This window comes from Shewanella fidelis ATCC BAA-318 (assembly GCF_000518605.1).
In the GTDB taxonomy this organism is placed as follows: domain Bacteria; phylum Pseudomonadota; class Gammaproteobacteria; order Enterobacterales; family Shewanellaceae; genus Shewanella; species Shewanella fidelis.
Genome location: NZ_KI912462.1, coordinates 96073 through 116235, shown reverse-complemented (window position 1 = coordinate 116235; position 20163 = coordinate 96073). Strand labels below are relative to the sequence as shown.

The 20163-nt window shown below is 46.0% G+C and carries 23 protein-coding genes; 5 read left to right on the top strand and 18 right to left on the bottom strand.

Annotated elements, in window-relative coordinates; all coding sequences use genetic code 11:
• Positions 1-171: 171 nt before the first annotated feature.
• Positions 172-819, bottom strand: coding sequence for a DUF2959 domain-containing protein (locus L884_RS0121035; RefSeq protein ID WP_028769338.1), 648 nt, complete (start codon positions 817-819; stop codon positions 172-174).
• Between the two features lie 30 nt (positions 820-849).
• The gene (locus L884_RS0121030; RefSeq protein WP_028769337.1) at positions 850-1068 is read right to left on the bottom strand and encodes a hypothetical protein; all 219 of its coding nucleotides are present in this window, start codon (positions 1066-1068) and stop codon (positions 850-852) included.
• Between the two features lie 109 nt (positions 1069-1177).
• On the opposite strand from L884_RS0121030, the gene L884_RS22505 reads away from it, so the two are divergent.
• The 5 genes from L884_RS22505 to L884_RS0121005 all read left to right on the top strand — a co-directional run bounded on the left by L884_RS22505 (position 1178) and on the right by L884_RS0121005 (position 4835).
• Complete coding sequence (locus L884_RS22505; protein ID WP_084221483.1) at positions 1178-2176, top strand: virulence factor BrkB family protein; 999 nt, start codon at positions 1178-1180, stop codon at positions 2174-2176.
• Positions 2176-3111, top strand: a complete 936-nt coding sequence (locus L884_RS0121020) for an alpha/beta fold hydrolase (RefSeq protein WP_028769336.1) — start codon at positions 2176-2178, stop codon at positions 3109-3111. The genes L884_RS22505 and L884_RS0121020 overlap by 1 nt, the downstream gene beginning before the upstream one ends.
• Positions 3112-3130: 19 nt before the next feature.
• Positions 3131-3700: a M14 family metallopeptidase gene (locus L884_RS0121015; protein ID WP_028769335.1), complete on the top strand. Its 570-nt coding sequence runs from the start codon at positions 3131-3133 to the stop codon at positions 3698-3700.
• Between the two features lie 189 nt (positions 3701-3889).
• Positions 3890-4327 (top strand): D-aminoacyl-tRNA deacylase, encoded by a 438-nt coding sequence (gene dtd / locus L884_RS0121010; protein WP_028769334.1) that lies wholly within the window; start codon positions 3890-3892, stop codon positions 4325-4327.
• 58 nt (positions 4328-4385) lie between these two features.
• The gene (locus tag L884_RS0121005) at positions 4386-4835 is read left to right on the top strand and encodes a thioesterase domain-containing protein (RefSeq protein ID WP_028769333.1); all 450 of its coding nucleotides are present in this window, start codon (positions 4386-4388) and stop codon (positions 4833-4835) included.
• Between the two features lie 40 nt (positions 4836-4875).
• Here the strand turns inward: L884_RS0121005 and L884_RS0121000 are convergent, their stop codons facing one another.
• From L884_RS0121000 to L884_RS0120925, 16 genes are all read right to left on the bottom strand, one after another.
• Positions 4876-6123 (bottom strand): beta-ketoacyl-ACP synthase, encoded by a 1248-nt coding sequence (locus tag L884_RS0121000; RefSeq protein WP_028769332.1) that lies wholly within the window; start codon positions 6121-6123, stop codon positions 4876-4878.
• Positions 6120-6845, bottom strand: coding sequence for a 3-ketoacyl-ACP reductase FabG2 (locus L884_RS0120995; protein WP_028769331.1), 726 nt, complete (start codon positions 6843-6845; stop codon positions 6120-6122). The genes L884_RS0121000 and L884_RS0120995 overlap by 4 nt, the downstream gene beginning before the upstream one ends.
• Before the next feature lie 62 nt (positions 6846-6907).
• Positions 6908-7384, bottom strand: coding sequence for a hotdog family protein (locus tag L884_RS0120990; protein WP_028769330.1), 477 nt, complete (start codon positions 7382-7384; stop codon positions 6908-6910).
• Position 7385: 1 nt separating this feature from the next.
• Positions 7386-8612 carry a beta-ketoacyl-[acyl-carrier-protein] synthase family protein gene (locus tag L884_RS22500; protein WP_051435714.1) on the bottom strand — a complete coding sequence of 409 codons (1227 nt, stop codon included), beginning with the start codon at positions 8610-8612 and terminating at the stop codon, positions 7386-7388.
• 21 nt (positions 8613-8633) lie between these two features.
• The gene (locus L884_RS0120980; RefSeq protein ID WP_028769329.1) at positions 8634-9254 is read right to left on the bottom strand and encodes a DUF3261 domain-containing protein; all 621 of its coding nucleotides are present in this window, start codon (positions 9252-9254) and stop codon (positions 8634-8636) included.
• Positions 9242-10510: an NAD(P)/FAD-dependent oxidoreductase gene (locus tag L884_RS0120975; RefSeq protein ID WP_028769328.1), complete on the bottom strand. Its 1269-nt coding sequence runs from the start codon at positions 10508-10510 to the stop codon at positions 9242-9244. Before L884_RS0120975 ends, L884_RS0120980 begins: the two co-directional genes overlap by 13 nt.
• Positions 10500-12935, bottom strand: a complete 2436-nt coding sequence (locus L884_RS0120970; RefSeq protein WP_028769327.1) for an MMPL family transporter — start codon at positions 12933-12935, stop codon at positions 10500-10502. Before L884_RS0120970 ends, L884_RS0120975 begins: the two co-directional genes overlap by 11 nt.
• Positions 12936-12940: 5 nt before the next feature.
• Complete coding sequence (locus L884_RS22495) at positions 12941-13696, bottom strand: outer membrane lipoprotein carrier protein LolA (protein ID WP_156925734.1); 756 nt, start codon at positions 13694-13696, stop codon at positions 12941-12943.
• Positions 13693-14139, bottom strand: coding sequence for an acyl-CoA thioesterase (locus L884_RS0120960; protein WP_028769417.1), 447 nt, complete (start codon positions 14137-14139; stop codon positions 13693-13695). The genes L884_RS22495 and L884_RS0120960 overlap by 4 nt, the downstream gene beginning before the upstream one ends.
• Positions 14139-14291, bottom strand: a complete 153-nt coding sequence (locus L884_RS23470; RefSeq protein WP_425423504.1) for a hypothetical protein — start codon at positions 14289-14291, stop codon at positions 14139-14141. Before L884_RS23470 ends, L884_RS0120960 begins: the two co-directional genes overlap by 1 nt.
• An 11-nt stretch (positions 14292-14302) precedes the next feature.
• On the bottom strand, positions 14303-15865 hold the full coding sequence (locus L884_RS0120950) for an HAL/PAL/TAL family ammonia-lyase (RefSeq protein WP_028769326.1): 1563 nt from the start codon (positions 15863-15865) through the stop codon (positions 14303-14305).
• Complete coding sequence (locus L884_RS0120945; protein ID WP_028769325.1) at positions 15862-17616, bottom strand: glycosyltransferase family 2 protein; 1755 nt, start codon at positions 17614-17616, stop codon at positions 15862-15864. Before L884_RS0120945 ends, L884_RS0120950 begins: the two co-directional genes overlap by 4 nt.
• A complete protein-coding gene (locus L884_RS0120940) occupies positions 17616-17993 on the bottom strand; it encodes an ApeI family dehydratase (RefSeq protein ID WP_028769324.1) in 378 nt (125 codons plus the stop codon). Before L884_RS0120940 ends, L884_RS0120945 begins: the two co-directional genes overlap by 1 nt.
• Complete coding sequence (locus L884_RS0120935) at positions 17990-19369, bottom strand: AMP-binding protein (protein ID WP_028769323.1); 1380 nt, start codon at positions 19367-19369, stop codon at positions 17990-17992. The genes L884_RS0120940 and L884_RS0120935 overlap by 4 nt, the downstream gene beginning before the upstream one ends.
• Complete coding sequence (locus L884_RS0120930; protein WP_028769322.1) at positions 19366-19914, bottom strand: COG4648 family protein; 549 nt, start codon at positions 19912-19914, stop codon at positions 19366-19368. The genes L884_RS0120935 and L884_RS0120930 overlap by 4 nt, the downstream gene beginning before the upstream one ends.
• Positions 19914-20162 (bottom strand): acyl carrier protein, encoded by a 249-nt coding sequence (locus tag L884_RS0120925; RefSeq protein WP_028769321.1) that lies wholly within the window; start codon positions 20160-20162, stop codon positions 19914-19916. The genes L884_RS0120930 and L884_RS0120925 overlap by 1 nt, the downstream gene beginning before the upstream one ends.
• Position 20163: the final 1 nt, after the last annotated feature.

Genomic DNA, 20163 nt, shown 5'->3' with positions numbered 1-20163 from the left:
TTCAATGATGATTGATACCATTGTGAAACTTTTTTTAGACAGAAGTTCTTAAATGCTAATTAGCTTGTGCAGAAGATCAGAATTTTACTAATGGAATAGTAAAAATGCGGTGACGGCTCACAAGTTTGGCTCCTAAGCTGAATCGCTTAGGAACCGCACTTTAGTTAATGCTTATTTGTTTTCTAATGAAGCGATAAACTTGTTGGATTCATCAATAGACTTGTTCATCTCTTTGATTAAGCCGGAAATGTCAGTCTGTAGGCTGGCAAACTCACCTTTAATCGCGCCGATAGCTTGTGCGTTTAGGTTGTGCTTTAGATACAGCATATTGTCTTTCATTGCTGTTAACACTGGCTCCATTTTGCTTTCAGCACGGCGCATGCTTTTCACCAGTTGAGTGTAAGAGCGGCGAGTTTCTTTTAGTTTAGATTCACTGTTGCGACGAAGACTCGCTTTGCTTATTTCGCCTATTTCAGACTGCCATTCGTCAAACAGCGCTTCAGCGACATCTTCAACTTTGTCGATACGGCTTGTCACATCATCAGCGGCATCTTGGGCAGATTCGTATTCATCTTTAGCCTTGTTGTATGCGCTTTCAAGATCGCCACCGTCATGGTTGAGCAGCGCCTGCATCTCTTCTAATGCAGAGCTAAATTGCTGTTGCGCTTCCTCTTGAGATTCTTTGGCATCTTCAACTCGGTCAACCATTATGTCACGCTTATGGTAGCCCACTTTCTCCATCGCACCGTAGTAGGCACTTTGACAGCCACCAAGTAGCAAACTAGTACTCAATATCGCCGTGGTAATTAATTTTTTCATCGTTAGTTATTCCCCAAATTGAGTGAGTTACTATGAGCGGAATTTCGCTGCATCGATAATACTCCATAGATGAGCAATAGCACCTATGATAGCCGGAACAATTAGCCACCACAGTGCGTAACCAACAACAGCGACGATACAGAAAACTAAGGCGGCAAGAATACGTCCTTGAACTAATTGTCCAAGCCCTGGGAAGAAAAAGCTCGCAATAGCGGCAATAACATTGCCTGCAGATCCTTGTTGTGACATCAATTCAATCCTTATGCTTGTAAAGAGAAGGTTATAAGCTTTATTGTACCAATATAGGCATTTATAAGACTAACTTTAACAGAATCAAGAGTAACAAGTGAAAAATAACATGGTGATGAATCAGCTTCGTTCTTTTTTGTTGAGTATTTGGGCTTTTGCCCTGCATCTACTCAGCCGTTTTAAAGAGGATCAAGTCAATATTAAAGCGGGGCATTTGGCCTATGTGACCTTGCTGTCTTTGGTGCCAATTGTCGCCGTTATGTTTTCTATGTTGTCAGCCTTTCCAGTATTTTCCGGTATTCGTGAAAAGCTTGAAGCTTTTGTGTATGACAACTTCTTGCCTGCCGCAGGCGACACAGTGCAGATTTACATTAACGAGTTTGTTGCCAATGCTTCTAAGGGCACTAGCGTAGGTATTGCGGCACTTATGGTGGTGGCGTTAATGCTGATCTCGGCAATCGATAAGGCGCTTAACAGTATATGGCGTACTAAAGAAAAGCGCCAAGCAGCGGTGTCGTTTTCAATGTATTGGATGGTATTAACTTTAGGTCCGGTATTAGTCGGTGCAAGTTTGGTTGCGACGTCGTATTTAGTGTCGTTAAAGCTATTTAGTGATGGTGAGCTTTCTGGTGTAGTGCCGTTATTAATTGAGCGTTTGCCGATGTTGTTCTCGGTTGCGGCTTTTTTACTACTTTACATGGTGGTGCCTATTAAAAAGGTTAAGTTTCTGCACGCTTTACTCGGTGCATTAGTGGCAGCCATGTTATTTGAGTTAGGTAAGAAAGGCTTTGCTTTTTATGTGACGCAATTTCCTAGTTACGAAGCCATTTATGGCGCATTAGCAACTATTCCGATTTTATTTGTCTGGGTATATGTTTCTTGGGTGATAGTGCTTGTTGGCGCAGAGATCACCGCCGGGCTGCCTGAGTACCTGCATGAGTGTAAGTTAATCCGTGAGAAAGCCGTAGCTGCTAAAGAGGTCGAGGTGGATGGCATTACTCGAGCCGCAGAGAGCCCAGCGGAAAAAGTGGCGCAAGGCTCAGGAGGTGAGGATATTAGCTCTCATGATGTAACACCGAGCGGTAAAAGTGAGGCAAGCAAAGGCTAGTGCCGACTTCTCAAGCAAAACTCATTCGTCAAAACTGGCTTAATGTCGGCCAAGGGCACCAGATTTATGTGGCTCAATACGGCAATCCAGACGGCATCCCGATCCTTTATTTGCACGGTGGTCCAGGTGCGGGATGTTCGATTGCCGATCTAGCATTATTTGATCTTTCAATTTACCACGTCATTTTACTCGATCAGCGTGGGGCTGGGCGTTCTCGTCCACGTGGTGAGCTTAAGCATAATACTTTACAGCATTTACTCAGTGATATTGAGTCGGTTAGATGTTGGCTCAATATTTCACGCTGGATGCTTGCAGGTGGTTCATTTGGTGCAACATTAGCGCTTATCTACTCTGCATATTACCCAAGTCGAGTGCTATCACAGGTGTTATGGGGGCTGTTTATTCCTAGTGATGATGGTATTGCAGCTCTTTATGGTCAGTCCGTTGCCGCCAGTGTATTTAAAAAGCACTACCAGCAATTTACAGGTCGCTGTGATGCTGATGTTGATTTAGTCCAATTGTTTGCGGAGTACCGAGCAGGATTAAATCATCAATGTGCTGATATACGGCAAGAGTTTGCTATGCGTTGGCAACGTTGGGAGATGACGTTAGCCTATCCGTGTCATATGTTTAAAAGTAGAAATACCGCGTTCAGTCAGTCTTTAGCAAGCATTGAGCTTTATTATGTAGCTAACAACTACTTTGGTGCATTTGCAAAGCTGTCTCAACAAACGCCGCTGATCCAATGTCGAACCCACATTTTACAAGGTGAGTTTGATTGGGTTTGTCCAATGAAATTGCTAAAAAATTTTTTGCAACAACAGCAAACCCCATTGCTGACAGTGACCGAGATTAAAGGTGGGTATCATGCTTTAGCCGATGCTAAGATGGCCAAAGCGGTAATAAACGCCATACGGGAAATGGCCAAACAATAAACAAGGAAACATAGATTCTATGAAAAAACTTATTCTTGCAGGCTTAGTCATGAGTCTAGGTGCTTGTACTGCTACAGATAATACCGCCAACAATGAGACTAGCGTGTTGGCGCCTGAAAGTGTTGAGCTAGGTGGCTTGTCTAATGAAGATGCGACAACTAAGTTACTTGAGGCCCTATTAAGTAAAAACTATTTAGCTTCTAGAGCCGGCCCAAATGGGGTTGCAGTAAACTTTGATAATAGCCAGTTCATTCTGCAGCCGAGCATTAACCCCGATGGTATCGATCGCATTATGATGAACCGTTTCTATGCGATTCACCCTAAGTATGTTGGCAGCAAAGAGATGCTGTTTATGATCGGCACGCTTAATCAGAAGCTGAACTTTGCTAAGTTTGTTGTACGCGATAACGGTGCTGTGATCCAAGTACAAGGTGCAGCAACTTTTGTTGATACTATTAGCATGGAAGAGATCCGTCGCTTTATATTGTGGATTGACGAAGGCTTACGCCAAGTCGGACAGTCGATGCCTGAAGGTGCTGAAGATGTGATTAAGCCTATTCCGGTGATGCAGAATATTCAGTCGACTTAAAGAAGGTCCTAGGTCTTAGGAAGAGCTAAGAAAGGTCCTAGGAAGGGCTAAGAAAAGTCCTAGGTCCTAGGTCCTCGAAGCGAAGCGTCCTAGAACCTAGAACCTAGAACCTAGAACCTAGTTTTAAAGCGAAGCTTTCGTCTTCGCTTTTTCATTTTCTATTTATTTTTTTATCGGAGAGTATTGTACGTGATTGCCTTGATCCAACGTGTAAGTGAAGCAAAAGTAGTGGTTGAAGGGGAAACTATCGGCGAGATCGGCAAAGGGCTATTAGTATTGCTGGGGGTTGAGCAAGGTGATGATATCGAGAAGATGCAAAAGCTTGCGACTAAGGTAATGAGTTACCGCGTATTTTCTGATGAAAATGGCAAGATGAACCTTAATCTTGAGCAAGCGGGTGGCAGTTTATTAGTGGTATCACAATTCACTTTAGCTGCTGATACTAGCCGCGGTTTACGTCCAAGTTTTTCTGGCGCAGGTACGCCAGATCAAGCTCGCGAGCTGTATAACGCATTTGTTGATTTCTGTCAGTCAAAAGGCGTGAATACTCAAACAGGCCAATTTGCCGCAGATATGAAAGTCTCTCTATTAAATGATGGCCCAGTAACCTTTAACTTGCAGGTGTAGCGCTAGTTGCCTATATCGGCAATGGCATCAAACGAGTTAGTAGTCAAAGGAAGTGGGCATGACATCACAGCTGAAAACCTTGCTTGAACAACTACAGCAGACATGGCATCAGACCATACCTGTGAGTGAATTTATGCAGATTACCCCTTTGGCATTTGATGCAGAAGGCTTCAGCGTAACTGCACCACTCGCTCCTAATATCAACCTGCATAACACTATGTTTGCTGGCAGTATTTATACTTTGATGACACTGACAGGTTGGGGCATGTTATGGCTGCAACAGCAGTTAGCTGGTGTCGATGGTGACATTGTATTAGCAGATGCTAGCGTGCGCTATCTTGCCCCTATTGATAACAAGCCTATTGCTAAGGTGCGTTGGCCAGAGGCTGATTTAACTAAGTTGACCCAAGGGCGTCGAGTGAAACTCGGTTTAGAGGTTGAGCTTTATTGCCAAGATAAACTCTGTGCGAGCTTTTCAGGGCTTTATGTCAGCGTACCTAAAAGCTAGACTCAAATATTAAAAAGCCTCCCAAGTGGAGGCTTTTTAATTAATCCTGCCAGCGCTTAAAGATGAGTGAAGTATTGATACCGCCAAAGGCGAAGTTATTACTCATCACGTAATCAGTTTCAAGCAAACGGATCTCATCTTTGATGTAATCTAGCTCCCCACACTCAGGATCTATCTCTGTTAGGTTTAGGGTTGGTGCGAACCAGCCTTCATTCATCATCTCTATGCTGAACCACGCCTCTAACGCGCCACAAGCACCGAGAGTGTGTCCGGTATAGCTCTTAATTGACGAGATTGGCTGTGCTGAGCCAAAGACGGCGTTAGTCGCTTGAGTTTCGGCGATATCACCACGATCAGTGGCCGTGCCATGGGCATTAATATAACCAATCTTATCAGGGGTTATCGCTGCATCTTTTAAGGCTAAGCGAATGGCCACTTCCATGGTTTCGCTATTGGGTTGAGTTACATGTAAGCCGTCAGCATTGGTACCAAAGCCGACGATTTCAGCGTAGATTTTTGCGCCGCGAGCTTGAGCATGCTCCAGCTCTTCCAGCACTAAGGTGCAGGCACCTTCCCCAATCACTAAACCATCGCGGCCTTTATCAAATGGGCGTGGCGTTTCATTCGGCGCATCGTTTTGTGTGCTGGTGGCAAACAAGGTATCGAACACAACCGCTTCGGTTGGGCACAGTTCTTCACCACCGCCAGCAAGCATTAAATCTTGCTGGCCATACTTAATCGCTTCATAGGCATAACCTATGCCTTGGCTACCCGATGTACAGGCACTGCTGGTGGTGTGTACTCGGCCTTTTAGTCCAAAGAATACCCCAACATTGACTGCTGTTGTGTGCGCCATCATACGGATGTAACTGGTTGCAGTAACCCCAGACATATCACCGTCTTTGAGCATATCGCCAAAGGCGATAATCGGGTCGGTACTGCCGGTTGAAGAGCCATAAGCTATCCCCATAGCACCAGAAGTCACAACAGGGTCATTAAGTAAGTTGGCATCAATTAGCGCCAGTTCGCTAGCGCGAGTCGCCATAATAGAGACACGACCCATGGAGCGAATTTTTTTTCGTTTATAATGACTCGGTACTTCAAAGTCGGTCACTGGCGCCGCTAAACGAGTATGTAGATCGGCAAACCTATCCCATTCATCTATGCGTACGACACAGTTCTTTTGGGCTTTTAGGCTGGCAGCTATGCTTGGCCAGTCGTGGCCTAAGGCCGAGATCCCGCCAATACCTGTGATCACTACGCGGCGCGGCAATGATGCCTGACTCATACCATGCCTCCGTTTACCGAAATGACTTGGCGAGTAATATAGGCTGCGTCGTCAGACATTAAGTAGTTGGCCAGTCCGGCAATCTCTGCGGGCTTACCCATGCGGCGCATAGGCACTAAGGTGTTGACCATATCTTTAGGAATGTCGCTGACCATATCCGTTTCAATTAAGCCCGGTGCAATGCAGTTGACAGTGATCTTTCGCTTAGCTAGCTCTAATGATAGGGCTTTGGTTGCACCAATAATACCTGCTTTTGAGGCACTGTAGTTGACTTGACCACGGTTACCCGCAATCCCTGAGACTGACGCAAGAGTGATAATACGGCCACCTTGGCGTGACTGCACCATAGGCATAACTGTCGGATGAATAACATTGTAAAAACCATCAAGATTGGTGTGCACGACACTGTCCCATTCGGTTTCAGTCATCGCCGGAAAAGCGGTGTCAGCATTAATACCGGCATTGAGTACCACACCGTAGTATGCGCCGTGTTGCGCGATATCTTGTTCAATGGCCTGTTTGACAGCGGCTCTGTCACCAATATCAAATTGTAAACAGCTGACCTGAACACCTAACAGCTCTAGCTCTGCTCGAGTGGCATTTGCCGCATCTTGGTTACTGTGAAAATGCATGGCGATATCATGCCCCGAGGCCGCAAGTTTAAGGGCGATAGCTTTACCTATGCCTCGGCTTGAACCTGTGATTAATACTCTTTTTGTCATCTTATTGCTCCCTGCGTAATCGTCAGCTGTGGTTATTATATTGGCTCGACTACGGTGTAAAACTATTGAGTTGCGTCAGCGATATAGGCTTGGGTGTCTTGTGGTTGAAACACGTTAACGTTTGCTTCGGCTACCACAACTTGATTGTGCAAAATTTGGCAGTCAAAAACGGCCAAACCGCTGTCTTCTTGATATAAGCGTGTGACTCGGGTTTGATAGCTTTGACCTGCTGCAAAATGGCTAATATGCATCTGCAGTTTGCGGCTACCGAGTAAAAAGCCAACCCGAATAATGTCGTTGCGCATATGGGCTTCAACACCTGCTAATGCCGCTATGCTTTGTGCCATATATTCAATGCCTACATAATTAGGCACGCCATTTAGCTTGTTATCAAAATAGGGGCTGCTGGCACTGATATCCGTTTGTGTCAGCAAGGTATCTTCGCCATGGGCTAATAGCTTGCTTATTAAAATCATCGGCTCGCGGTGGGGAATAAAGTCAGCGACATCTTGCTCGGCAAGTGCTTTGGCATTAAACATCTTAAGCTCTCTCTTTTGCGTCACAAGGGACTGTTAAGCGACTAAATATCACACTGGCATTGCTGCCGCCAAATGCAAATGAATTGCTCATCACATGCTGAATTTTAGCCTGTGTATTGGCGCTTACCAGCGCTAAGCTCGGGTTATCAGGATCCGCTTGTTGATCCCAAACCTGCGGCGGCAAATATTGTGGCTTATTGTAATCACTCAGTAGCAGATAGCAAAATGCTGCTTCAATCGCACCGGCAGCACCCAACGTATGGCCTGTTAATGGTTTAGTCGAGCTACAAGCTGGTAAGTGCGATTGAAATACTTGCTGCACCGCTCGGCTCTCCATTGCGTCATTCTTAGGTGTCGCGGTGCCGTGTAAATTGAGGTAATCAATTTGCTCGGGGCGAAGATTAGCCATCTCTAGTGCAGCTTGCATGGCGGCTATAGCGCCTTGCCCTTCAGGATGTGGTGCTGAGATATGGTGAGCATCGCTAGACTCTCCTATGCCACTGAAGAGGATATGATTGTCTGCCGTTGCTCTTTCAAGAGTAAACAGTGCGCCGCCTTCACCAATATTGATGCCATCACGGTTGACGCTAAAGGGTTGGCAGTGGCCGTTAGAGATAGATTCTAATGAGTAAAAACCATTTAAGGTGAGTTTACACAGAGTATCAACCCCGCCAACAATCACCATGTCACAGATGTTCGCATCAATTAAGCGTTGGCCACTGGCAAACACTTTGGCGCTTGAAGAACAAGCGGTGGATACCGTGTAGCAAGGGCCATTTAGCTCGAAGTAAGCTTGCAAGAACTGACTGGTATCACCGAGCTCTTGCTTGGCGTAATCATAATCTTCTGGGAATTGGCCATCTGCTTGCAGTTGCGCTAATGCCTGCTCGCCAGTGGCAATACCTGAGGTACTAGTGCCGAGGATAATACCAATACGATGGCTGCCATATTGAGCTTTCGCCGTCATAATTGCCGCTTCAATTTGCTGAGCAATCAGCAAGGTGAGCTGATTGTTGCGGGTATCAAAGCGTTTAAGTCTGCTCGGTATTTTAGGTAGCGGGCTATCGACTTGGCCGACAAGTACAGAACGATCAAAAAGCAGATCGTCACGCCAATGCATACCCTCGGTGCTGCCAGCAACTAAGTTGTCGCGCACAGATTGCGGTGTTTGCCCTAATGGCGTGCATAAACCAAGATGGGTGATTGCGATAGCTGTTGCGGAGTTCACTGTTATTACCACCAATTAGGGTTAAAGAGGGCTAATATTTAGCTGAAAATTAGCCGCTGGAATATTAAGTTCAACCTCGGCTTGCCACGGCGTTAAATCACTATAGCGGATAGTGATTAGTGCTTGCTGATTATCGGCTTGATAATTGGGGTTACTTTTAGCAAAAAATACCCCTCGACACAAAGCGGTATCACACTGATAGCGAGTTATTGTAGCGCCTTGTAAGTACTGGTTAACACTATTATCCGGCCAGTAAATGAGCTGCATTATCGCCAGCAAATATTCCGCCTTGAATTGCTCCCCCAACAGTTGGCTTTGCTCACTAATCAGATTGTGGCCATCGTAGTTAAGGGTAAATAGTGCTTGCCCAAGCGGCGCAAGGCCAACTAAGGTCAGTTGCTGCTGGTTAAGCTCTAACTGAGTCAGTAGCTCATGTTGGCTAGCTTGGGTATTAATGCTGGCTTTTTGCATTGCACTAATGGTTTGTTGAGCTGAGCCTAGCACTTGCTGATTAATAGGTGCAAGACAGTAGCTGACCTCGGGCGCGAGTGTTACACAGGTTTGCCGCGTTAGGGTTTGGCTACAGCCAGATAACAGCAATAACGCTATCAAAAAACATAAACCAATACTTAACTGCGGCATAGCTCTACTACCATATCTAAACGGCGTTTTGATTCACTAACAAATGGATTGTTGTCATCCCAAGCATAGCCTGCGAGGATGGAGCAAATCATCTGTTTAACCTTAGGATCGGGGTCGTCAAAGAAGATAGCATCTTGAAAGCGGCAGTCATACCAAGCTTCAACGTATGTTCTAAAGGTATCTACACCTTTCATTAAGGGGGCTGCGTACTCTTGATCCCAGTCAACTTGATGGCCATCGAGCTGCTTAATGAGTGCTTTTGTTGCCATAGAGGCTGACTGCATGGCAATGGTAACACCTGATGAAAATACCGGATCTAAAAACTCACCGGCATTGCCCAGCAAGGCAAACTTATCGGTTGCTAAGGTGCTGACATTGGCTGAATAGCCTTTCAATAAAGCCGACTGGTTGATTAACTCTGCATTTGCTAGCAATTGTTTTAAGCCTGGCTCTTGGTTAATCATGGTTGTGAGTACTTGATTTAAATCGCAGTCATCTGTGGTTAAGCCTTCAAGTTGCTCGGCTTTACCTACGACACCGACTGAGCAGCGCCCGTCACTGAATGGGATCAACCAGTACCAAATATCTTGGTTGTCAGGATGGACGCTGATCAAAATCTTGTTACGGTCAAAGTTTTTATCAGTGATATTGTCTCTAATATGATTAAACACCGCGCTGCGGCTTGGCAGGCTTGATGGCTTTTCAAGATCTAACAACCTTGGTAGCACTCGACCAAAGCCGCTGGCATCGAGAACAAACTGGGCGTTGACGATTTGCTGTTGGCCTTGCTCATTTATCAATACCAGTTTTGGCTCAGCCTGCAGCTCTATTGACTCAACACTGTGACCGTAGCGAATGTCTACGCCCTGTTTTTGCGCTTCATCTGCAAGTAGTTTGTCAAAGTTGGCGCGCTCAACTTGAAAAGTGGTGCCCGGTCCAGAGGTAAACTTATCGGTAAAATCAAATTGGGTGTATTTGTCTCGGTACTTAAATGCAGCGCCGTTTTTAAATTGGAAGCCGGCTTGTTCAACCGCAGCGAGCATATTGGCTTGTTCAATGACTGTCATACAACAAGGCAGCAAGCTTTCACCAATCGAAAAACGCGGAAAGTGTTGCTTTTCAAGTACCACTACCCGCTTACCTTGGGCGTGTAACAGACTTGCCGCAATACTGCCGGAAGGGCCTGCGCCAATAATGGCGACATCAACATTGAGGCTAGGAGCATAATCGTGCTGAACAGCGTTATCAGTCGACATTAACGGACTTCCTTGTAAAGTTTTGAATGAAAGGCGCAAGTAAAAAGGTAAAACTAATGCCCAGCAATAGAGTTAAGCCAAAGGCATTGATGGCCGGAGTTTGGCTAAATGCCAATAAGCCAAAGGCTAACAGTGTTGAGATGGCAGACATAGACACCGCCAACATCACGCCGCGAGTTTGTTGCTTAGATTCGGCAAAAAATAGACTGTAATCAACACCAATACCAAATACCAAAATGAGTGCTAAGGCATGAAATAGGGTTAACGGCGCAGCAAGTAAACCTAAACAGGCAAGGGTGAACAGTGCAGCTAAAGCTGGCACAGCAATCACGATGGCGGCGAGTTTTTTACCAAACCGGACGCTAAAAATCAGGCCCGCGGCGATAAGTGCGATAACAAGAAAGGCTAAAGTAAGCTGACGATAATGCCCCATCACTTCAGATATGTCTGCGACCTTGTCAACCAGTTGGACATGATCATTGTCCTCAAAGAGAGCGGCAAACTTATCTAAGTTGGTGATACCGCCAAGCAGAACGATAGCGCCATACTCACTTGAGCCTGAGGTATGTTCAGGCATTAACCATAAGGGCTTAAAGCCTGCTCCTGCTTGATGATTTAAGAAACTGCCGGCATTGATAAACTGATTTTTCGCCGCGAGGTAGTCGTTGACGAGTTCAGCTTTAAGCTCGTGTTCTAAACCCAGCTGAGTCAGGATCTCATCTAAATGTTCAATATAGATTTCACTCTGTAACTGATAGTTTTGCGCTTGGCTTGCATGGCTTGGAAGGAAGCGACTCAGACTTAAATGGTTGCCAATCAGTTTGTTTTGCTCTGCCTGCTGTAAAACCGGTTCAAGCAGTTCAAGTTGCTGCTTAACTTGTTCTTCTGTTGTGCCACTAACTAACAGAAATTGGTTATCTGTGCCGCCGCTTAATAGTTGGCGTAGCTGGTCTTCTTCTGCTTGAATATCTGTTGGCGTATGTTGTAGTTGTCTTATATCGTCATCGCTACTGAGTCGGAATAATCCGGTAACAATAAACACAATTGCGGCAGTGGTAAGTAATAGCTTGCTTAATAAGTGTGTGGGAGTAAATCTCGCGAGTATGAATGTTTGATAGCGCTGGGCTAGTTCGAGCGCTCGGCTAGCATCCCGCAATGGACTTGCGGCAATAACGGGGTAGGCGAGTAACAAGGTGAGATACGCCCCAATCAAGCCCGCAGCACAAAATACCGCTACCTGCTGCATCCCGGGAAACGGCGCTAACCCTAAGGCACCATAGGCAATAATACTACTCAGTAGCGCCAAACTTACCGCGGTGAAAATCTGCCGAATAACGCTATCGCTGCTCGCTTGTGGTTCATTTAAGCGTTCGCAGTAGTAGTGAAAGCAGTAGTCGATTGAGATCCCAATTAGGCTAGTACCAAACACTAACGTGAGTAGATGCAGTTCGCCAAAAATAACGCTGGTGGCAACCACAGCGAATAGCATGCTGCTACTGACTGTTATTACGGCGATAGTCAGTGGCATCACCGAGCGAAATGCCAGCCAGACTAAGCCAATGACACCAATTAACGACAACAGACCAATGCTAGAGACTTCTTGCTTGGCGTTTTCAGTTGCCGCAGCAGCATGAAATAGCGCCCCAGCTTTAATCATTTCAATATGCTGATTTTGAGAGTGTACAGCGTTAAAGGCCTTTTCAAGGGCGGTTAATTGTTGCTGTTGAGCGTTGGGATTAAAGGCACTGTCTCGACCTTTTGCCATTACGATAGCAGCATACCGCTGCGCTTGATTATCAGTCGTAGGTTGAATGGTGGCAATCAATAGCCCTTGTTTAACTGTAAGTTGCTGCGCGGGCACTAAGCTGAGTAAAACCTCAGGGTATAGCAGCAAGGGATCGCGGCTAATCAAGTCACTACTGGCATAACTAAACGCGTTATACAGTTTTTCTAAAGCCGCTTGGCTCAGCAGTTGCCAATCACCTTGCTGTAATAACTGGCGTTGCTCTTTGGTGAGCAGTTGAAACCTATGCTGAAAGTAATAGTGGTTAAGCGCATCGGCTTGCGCTATATCTGCGCTACTTATGTTGCTAAAAGCGTTGCTGTTGGAGTCTGATATATTATCGTTCTGTCGAAGCGCGCTCATTGCCAGTTGCGCAGCGTCAATGGCTGCTTGTTCATTGTCACTGATAAACCCAAGATAAATACGATTAGCTAGTTGCAGCTCAACTTGTGCCATTGCCCGCTGGGTTAACGGGCTTTCGCTTACCTTAGGTAGCATTGCCAAAATATCACTTTGCACTCGGGCACCACTTTGCCACGCTAGCCAGCCAGACAGCGCAGCGGTAGCCAGTAACACTAGCCAAATGACGGCTCTGATCTTGGCGGTGCTAGGATTTAAGTAATGATGCAAAGGCTGCTGCATTGGGATCAGTTCACCTCAGGAGAAAAGCGAGCAATATCGCTACTGCTAAGAGGAGACTCGTCGACCGCAGTGAAGGTAATTTGGCTGCGATCACCATTGCCACTGAATAGCACTAAACTGTGGATCTGCTGCTTTCCGCTGAGTACTAATTGTGGCATCGCCTTTTGTACCATAGCATCAAGAGGTTTTAGACCAAGTTGCCATTGTGCTGACGCTTGCTGGCTGGGAGCGCTCTGCTTATCAGTGCTTGGCATTAGCAAGCTAAGCTCAAAGTGTTGTTTTAGTGCGTTAATATCGCCGCTTAATAGGGAATTAAGCAGTGTCGGCATGATATCGCTCATCATATTAGCGCCGGCTTGCAGGGCATGATTAACACTAATTTTGCCATTGCTGTCGATTTGGATTAGCTTTTTATCTTTTAATATCAATGTGCTAGAGAAAGGTTTGTTCTGTTGCCAAATCACGCCAATGTTGTTAGCAAATAGGAACTCGCCACTACTGATTAGGGGCTTTTTCAGCACTTTCAGGTAACGGGCTTGAGTAAATTTCCCTTTCGCTTGTGGGCTCGGTGACAAGCTTTGGCTTAAGGCGAGTAGCTCAGCATCAGTTGCAGGTTTAGCAAAAAGCTTTTGATAATCAACTGTTACCTCATTAGGCGACACAGCCTCAGCGGCATAGCTTGGGGTCAATAAGGTAGTGATGATTAAACCGCTAACAAGCAGGCTGCAGCTTAATATGGTAAACAGCAGAGATCTGATCACAATGCATTCTGCTCCTGAGCCGGTGTTGGTAACAGGTGGGCAATTTTTTGCATGAATACTTGTGGCGTTACTAAGCAAAGCTCTTGATTTTGCATATCAACAGCCGCTTGAATGGTATGACCCTTTGTGATGCGTTTACCGGTTTGCGCATCAAGCACTTGGTAATTGATTTTAAGACGGTTTTCCCACTCAACCAGTGCAGCTTTAACCAGTACTTTTTGCTCAAAAGTGCTTGATTGAACATACTTAATTTGCACATCAACAATTGGCCAGCTATAGCCAGAAGCTTGCATTGCTCGATAGCCATACTCGATTTTATCTAGCAGTTTACAGCGCACTAATTCAAAGTAGCGTAAGTAGTTACCATGCCAAGTGATCCCCATCGAATCGACATCGTGAAACGGAATTTCAACTTCCATTTCTGCGTGTAAAATGCCTTTCATTAGCTGATACCTCGATTGAAACCATGATGAACTTGCGTGCTGCACACCCAGTTACTATGCAAACAGTTACCATGCCAACAGTTATCACCCATCGAATCGACATCGTGGAACGGAATTTCGACTTCCATTTCTGCGTGTAAAATGCCTTTCATTCGCAATGTCCTTATTCTTTTCCGCACACTTCCCAGTAACCGTGTTGGATTTTGTCTACAGTTGCACGCAGTGTTTGCTCTAATGGTCTATCTTCGGTCAACAGTTCAAAATCAGCTTCAACTTGGGCAAGAGTCACGGCCAAAGAGTGGGTGAGCGAGCTGGCTTCAAGTTCTTGTTGCATGATCCGCAGACGAATACCTTGCGACATCGCCAATAGTGCCGCCGCAGCAACTTGCTCAGTTAGTTGCAATACCCGCATACAATCCCGAGCTGAAATCGTACCCATGCTGACTTTGTCTTGGTTATGGCATTCTGTAGAGCGTGAGAACACACTGGCGGGCATAGTATTTTTTAGCGCTTCGGCCGTCCATGCAGAGACACCAATTTGTACGGCTTTAAAGCCGTGGTTAATTGCTTTGCGCTCGCCGGTTGCTGCCGATAAGTTAGCAGGTAAGCCGTTATTGAATTTTTGATCCATGACCAACGCCATCTGACGATCGATAAGATCAGCAATATTGGCGACGGCGTTTTTCATTGCATCCATAGCAAAGGCAATATGCCCGCCATAGAAATGACCACCATGCAGGACATGCTCACCTTCACCATCAACAATGGGATTGTCGTTAGCACTGTTAAGTTCAGTTTCTATGAACTGACGCATAAAGGGCAGCGCATCTTGTAATACGCCAATTACATGTGGTGCACAGCGAATAGAATATCTATCTTGTAGTCGATCAGAGTTGCGCGGATGAACATGATGATTCAAGTCTTCACGGATCCAAGCTGCAATTTGGTTTTGCCCTGGATGTGGCTTAGCGGCAAACAAAATATCATCAAAATGGTTAGAGTTACCTTTTAAGGTAAGCGATGCCATGGCGGTAATACGGCTCGCTAAGCGCGCTATATATTGGGCTCTATCGTAGGCTAAGCAGGCTAGGGCAGTCATTACCGCAGTGCCATTCATTAAGGCTAAGCCCTCTTTTGGACGCAGTTTTAATGGCGTTATGTTTAGCTCTTGATAGACTTCGCTTGTTGGGCGGCGCAGACCTTGATAGATCACATCTCGTTCACCTACGAGCACTGCTGCAAGGTAAGACAGTGGGGTTAAGTCGCCACTTGCGCCTACTGAGCCTTCTTCTGGGATCACCGGAGTAATATCAAGGTTAAGTAGCGTCTCAATGCGCTGTAATAGCTCGTAGCTAACTCCTGACTTACCAATGGCTAACGAGCTTAAGCGGCAAGCCATAACAGCACGAGCTTGCATTGGTGAGAGTATTTCACCCATGCCGCAGCCGTGAAAGCGAGTTAAATGCAACGGTAGTTCATGCACCAAATCTAGGCCCACAGTTACTGTGCAAGAGTCACCGTAGCCTGTTGTTACGCCGTAGACCACACCTTCCTCTTGTAACAGGCTATCAATGAATTGTGCGCCTTTTTGAATATAGCTGCGATACTCAGCAGTTTGGTTGAGCTGAGCTTTTGCGCCTTTGGCAATGGCAACGACATCTTCGAGAGATAGGCTGTTATAACCAAATGTTACCGCTGGTAGTTGAGGCGTAGTGTCTTGGATCATTTGCTTGCTTGTCCTTTGCTATTGCAGCTATTACTGCAATCACTAGTGTTGGCGTTTGTGCGCTGAGTTTGCTCATCTTTACGCCAAAAATCATAAAAATTAAACCATTGCAGCGGTTCGCTTAATGCGTGCTGCGCTAAGCGAGTACTAAACTCTGTTACTGCTTGTTCGATGCGCTGTGCACGACCCGCTCTAGGGCCTTTTAAGGTGTCGGCAAAGTGCTCTAAATGCACATGGTAGCGGCCGTTTTGGCGTAGGCAGAACATGGTATATACCGGACAGTCTAGTAGTCCTGCCAAAATAAATGGACCTTGTGGAAACGGCGCTGGCTCACCAAGAAAGTCTTGATAAACAACGCGACCTGCTGTTTGCGATGAGGTGCGATCACCGGCAATGACAACGAGCTCACCATTATCAACTTTTTGCTGTAGTAGCATGGAGGTGCTTGGCCCGAGCTCGGTAACTTGTATTAGATTAAGTGCACTGTCGGGGTTGAGCTGCTTGAGCACACGGTTAAAATTTTCGGCGTTCTCGGTCAACACCATTACATTGACCTTAACTTTACGCTGATGGATTGAAATTGCCCGACACAGCTCTAAGTTACCTAAATGCGACACCAGCAACACGGCACCATTGCCTGCGGCTAGCTCATTAGCCAGCATCTCTCGGTTGGGAAAATCCACTTGATCCAGCTTAATGCGATCGCACCAAGCATCGATTCTATCGAGAGCGGCGTTACCAAAGGCAAAAAAGTGTTTAAGGCTGTCATACCAACTGACAGGATTATTTAGTTGCGGATGATTGGGTTGTTGCTGCTGAACATGAGTCAAAAACTGCTTTGATGCAGCCCTTGCAGTGCTGCCAGTGATAAAAAAGTACACAATCACTGGGTACATAATTGCACGACATAACCAGTGACCACCAAGGCGGTAACTGTCGGCAATGAGCTTGATGCCCCAATAGCTGCCACGCTCGCTCATGTTCGACCAATGCTTGTTTTTATTTGAGGCGACAAAGAGTTGTTTGACTTTGTTGAGCAGTCGCTTTGGTTGGCGTGATAACATGCCGAAAAACAATTTACTGTGCATTAATGATATGCGCACATTGTCTTTAAGACCTTGGAAGTGACTAACGCCATCTTCAGGATAAATGACTCGGGTCGGCAGGTGAATAATTGTCACCCCTTGCCAGTATAGCCGCACTAAGACTTCGATATCGAAATCCATGCGCTCACCCAGTGAATGGCTTAAAAATAGCTTCTCTGTGGCTGCAAGCGGATAGATCCGAAAGCCACACATGGAATCTTTAATGTCAAAACTTAGGGTTTCTATCCACACCCAAAAATGAGTGATATAACGGCCATACAAGCGGCCTTTAGGCACTGACTCATCGTATTGTGGTAGCCCTGAAATTAGGGCTTCAGGCGCAGATTTTGCCCGCTCAATCATAGCGGGAATATCATCTAAGTCATGCTGACCATCGGCATCGACTTGCAGCGCATGAGTAAAACCGTCGGCGTAGGCTCTGCGCAAGCCTGTCATCACCGCCGCTCCTTTGCCGCGATTGTATGGGTGATGGATAAGCGTCACCCAGTCATATTTCTCTGCGAGTTTGATAAGCAAAAAGCGTGTTTCATCATCGCTACCGTCATTAACTAAGTAACAAGGTAACTGATAATCAGCAAGGGCTTCTAGCGTGCGCTCAATTGCACCGCGATGATTATAGTTTGGTACGACTAAAGCTAAACGCATTAATTATTTACCGCAGTGGCTGAGACATCTGAATTAAGCGCGATCCGCCCAGAAGCAAAGCGCTTGTCACCTTCGCTATAAGCAAAAGTGAGCTTTTGCTTGGCAGGGTTATGGCTAATGACGAGTTCAACTTGAGTACCCGGCAACATAAGCTGTTGAAACTTTAGTACCTCTAGAGTCGCTACATTGACGTTATAGCCAAAATGGTTGCAGCCAAGCTTAATTGCCCAATCGAGTTGCGTGACCCCAGGTAACACTGGTTGCTCGGGAAAATGACCATTGAAATAGTTAAGATCCGCTGCGATATCAAGACGCCAAGTTGCGCTATCATCTGTGCTTGCGAAACTGATAATGGTTGGCAGGGTAGATGTAATCATTTGCTTTTAAACTTATCGATATCAAACAGGGCTAACATATTAGCCTGTACTCGCTTACCTTGTTGATCAACGGGTAGCTCATCAGGGTAGCGCCAGCGTCTTGGTAATGTGACACGCTCAAACTGGCTCAGTAGGTGATTTTTGAACTGATTGTTCATTGCCAATTTACCATGGGCTTCAAGTTGTTCGACGCCAGCAGGCGTAAGCTCAATTGCAGCGCCAAGCTGAGTTCTTGGTTGTTCAAGCATGACTAATGCCGCTTTCGATACCCAAGGGTGGCTCTCTAATAATGATTCCATCTGCACCAGCGATAGGCGTTTCTCTTCGACCTTGATAATGCGATCTAAGCGGCCTTGCAGGCTAAATTTACCATCATTATGTAGCTCAATTTTGTCATCACATTTTAGCCAAGCATTGTCGGGTAGGTAAGGTGATTTGAGCATGAGCGCGCCATCAGACTCGGCTTGGGCTATTTCTATAGAGTCAAAGGTTTGCCAATGAGCATTGTCGGTGTGCTGACGACGATAAGCGATACCGCCGGTTTCGGTGCTACCAAATACTTCTATAGGTGGCTGGCCATAACAGTTAGCTACCGCTTTTGATGCCGCATAACTTAGCGGGCCGCCAGAGCTAAATACTAAGCTTGGCGCACGCAGTTGTTTTTCATTGTCGAGTGCATCAGGTAGCCGAGATAGTTGTGCTGGGCTGCTGATCAGGCACAGATTGGGAAACAGGTTAGCGTAGTAGCTTAAGGTTTCTGGGTATTCAACTAAGTCGCTTAAAAATGGACGACTTGCCGCTAACGGCCAGAGGATCTTAAATAGCAGTCCGTATATGTGCTGGTGTGACACCGTTGATATTACGCTGCAATGAGGTAAGTGCTGAGCAAAAGTGTGCTCAAGTACACTGACCTCGGCATCGAGCTGCTCGATGCTTTTTACGACACGTTTGGGTTTGCCGCTGCTACCAGAGGTGAATAGCACCAGCTTGCCGTAGCTTTGTACTTGCGGCCAACTGCTCGCTGGTGGATTGAGCTCTTTGTCGAGGCGGATAAAAGCTTTGCCTTCGCAGATTGGCATATTGGCCATAACTGCATCGTATTCATGGGTCAGTTCACTTAATGTGCCTGCTTGGGCATTGGCTGGCAAAATCACCTGTTTACCAGCAAGCAAACCAGCACAAAGGCCGACAGCAAATAGGTCACTGCTATCACTACAAAGTAACCAACGCTGCTCTTCTGCGGCAAGTAACTGTTGATGTAGTTGATTCACTTGGGCACAAAAAGCCGAACCAGTGACAATATCATGGTGATTAAAGCTAATCAGTTGCTGCGCTGTAGGGCCTTGGTTTAACCAAGCTTTCAGTAAATTCGTCATGACTTTTTTAACCAAAATGTTCGATATAACCATTCGCCACCAAGTAGCGAGCCAATAAGCAGATAGGCGATCAAGCCGTTGTATAAGGTCCAAGTTTCCAGGCTAGTATACAGAGCCGTATATAGTGCCATTGCCCCATTAAAAATAAACAAGCCACACCATAACAAGGTTACCCGGTTTAGATAGCCAATCGCTGCATCGGGTAGCTCAGGCTCTTTGAGTCTAGCAAGCCTTTCAATCATGCTCGGTCCACGCTTTAACGAGTAGCCAAACAAGCTCAGCATGGTCAGGTTAATCACCACTGGGTACAACAGTAACCAGTCATGCTGTTTAGCAATAAAACTACCTGCTGTGAGGCTAATACCAACAATGATTGGTAGCAATAGGGCTTTTACTTGCTGCTGTTGTAGTAACAGCCTAACAACCAATACACCACATAAGACGAGGGCGATGCTGCCTGCTGGCAAATAGTTCAGCCCAAAATAGACCGCTAACGGATAAGCGATAACGATTGTGGCAGTCACTATTTGCAAAAACAGCCGCATTACTCTTTTACTAAGCCTTCAATCGCAGTAACCACATCGTTGACAGTTCTTACTGCCTTAAACTCTTCTGGCTTGATTTTTTTGCCGGTCATTTGTTGCAGCTTAATCACTAAGTCAACCGCATCAATACTGTCTAAATCAAGCTCTTGATAAAGTGATGCTTCAAGCGTGATATCGTCAGCATCAATTTCAAATTCGTCGACAAGAATTTGGGTGAGCATGTCTAGGATCTGTTCACGAGTTTGCATA

Bases quoted from the DNA above. Each gene is read 5' to 3' on its own strand.
- L884_RS0121035 (WP_028769338.1), bottom strand. From the start codon at position 819: ATGAAAAAATTAATTACCACGGCGATATTGAGTACTAGTTTGCTACTT.
- L884_RS0121030 (WP_028769337.1), bottom strand. From the start codon at position 1,068: ATGTCACAACAAGGATCTGCAGGCAATGTTATTGCCGCTATTGCGAGC.
- L884_RS22505 (WP_084221483.1), top strand. From the start codon at position 1,178: ATGGTGATGAATCAGCTTCGTTCTTTTTTGTTGAGTATTTGGGCTTTT.
- L884_RS0121015 (WP_028769335.1), top strand. From the start codon at position 3,131: ATGAAAAAACTTATTCTTGCAGGCTTAGTCATGAGTCTAGGTGCTTGT.
- L884_RS0121005 (WP_028769333.1), top strand. From the start codon at position 4,386: ATGACATCACAGCTGAAAACCTTGCTTGAACAACTACAGCAGACATGG.
- L884_RS0121000 (WP_028769332.1), bottom strand. From the start codon at position 6,123: ATGAGTCAGGCATCATTGCCGCGCCGCGTAGTGATCACAGGTATTGGC.
- L884_RS0120995 (WP_028769331.1), bottom strand. From the start codon at position 6,845: ATGACAAAAAGAGTATTAATCACAGGTTCAAGCCGAGGCATAGGTAAA.
- L884_RS0120990 (WP_028769330.1), bottom strand. From the start codon at position 7,384: ATGTTTAATGCCAAAGCACTTGCCGAGCAAGATGTCGCTGACTTTATT.
- L884_RS0120980 (WP_028769329.1), bottom strand. From the start codon at position 9,254: ATGCCGCAGTTAAGTATTGGTTTATGTTTTTTGATAGCGTTATTGCTG.
- L884_RS0120975 (WP_028769328.1), bottom strand. From the start codon at position 10,510: ATGTCGACTGATAACGCTGTTCAGCACGATTATGCTCCTAGCCTCAAT.
- L884_RS0120970 (WP_028769327.1), bottom strand. From the start codon at position 12,935: ATGCAGCAGCCTTTGCATCATTACTTAAATCCTAGCACCGCCAAGATC.
- L884_RS0120960 (WP_028769417.1), bottom strand. From the start codon at position 14,139: ATGAAAGGCATTTTACACGCAGAAATGGAAGTTGAAATTCCGTTTCAC.
- L884_RS23470 (WP_425423504.1), bottom strand. From the start codon at position 14,291: ATGAAAGGCATTTTACACGCAGAAATGGAAGTCGAAATTCCGTTCCAC.
- L884_RS0120950 (WP_028769326.1), bottom strand. From the start codon at position 15,865: ATGATCCAAGACACTACGCCTCAACTACCAGCGGTAACATTTGGTTAT.
- L884_RS0120945 (WP_028769325.1), bottom strand. From the start codon at position 17,616: ATGCGTTTAGCTTTAGTCGTACCAAACTATAATCATCGCGGTGCAATT.
- L884_RS0120940 (WP_028769324.1), bottom strand. From the start codon at position 17,993: ATGATTACATCTACCCTGCCAACCATTATCAGTTTCGCAAGCACAGAT.
- L884_RS0120935 (WP_028769323.1), bottom strand. From the start codon at position 19,369: ATGACGAATTTACTGAAAGCTTGGTTAAACCAAGGCCCTACAGCGCAG.
- L884_RS0120930 (WP_028769322.1), bottom strand. From the start codon at position 19,914: ATGCGGCTGTTTTTGCAAATAGTGACTGCCACAATCGTTATCGCTTAT.
- L884_RS0120925 (WP_028769321.1), bottom strand. From the start codon at position 20,162: ATGCAAACTCGTGAACAGATCCTAGACATGCTCACCCAAATTCTTGTC.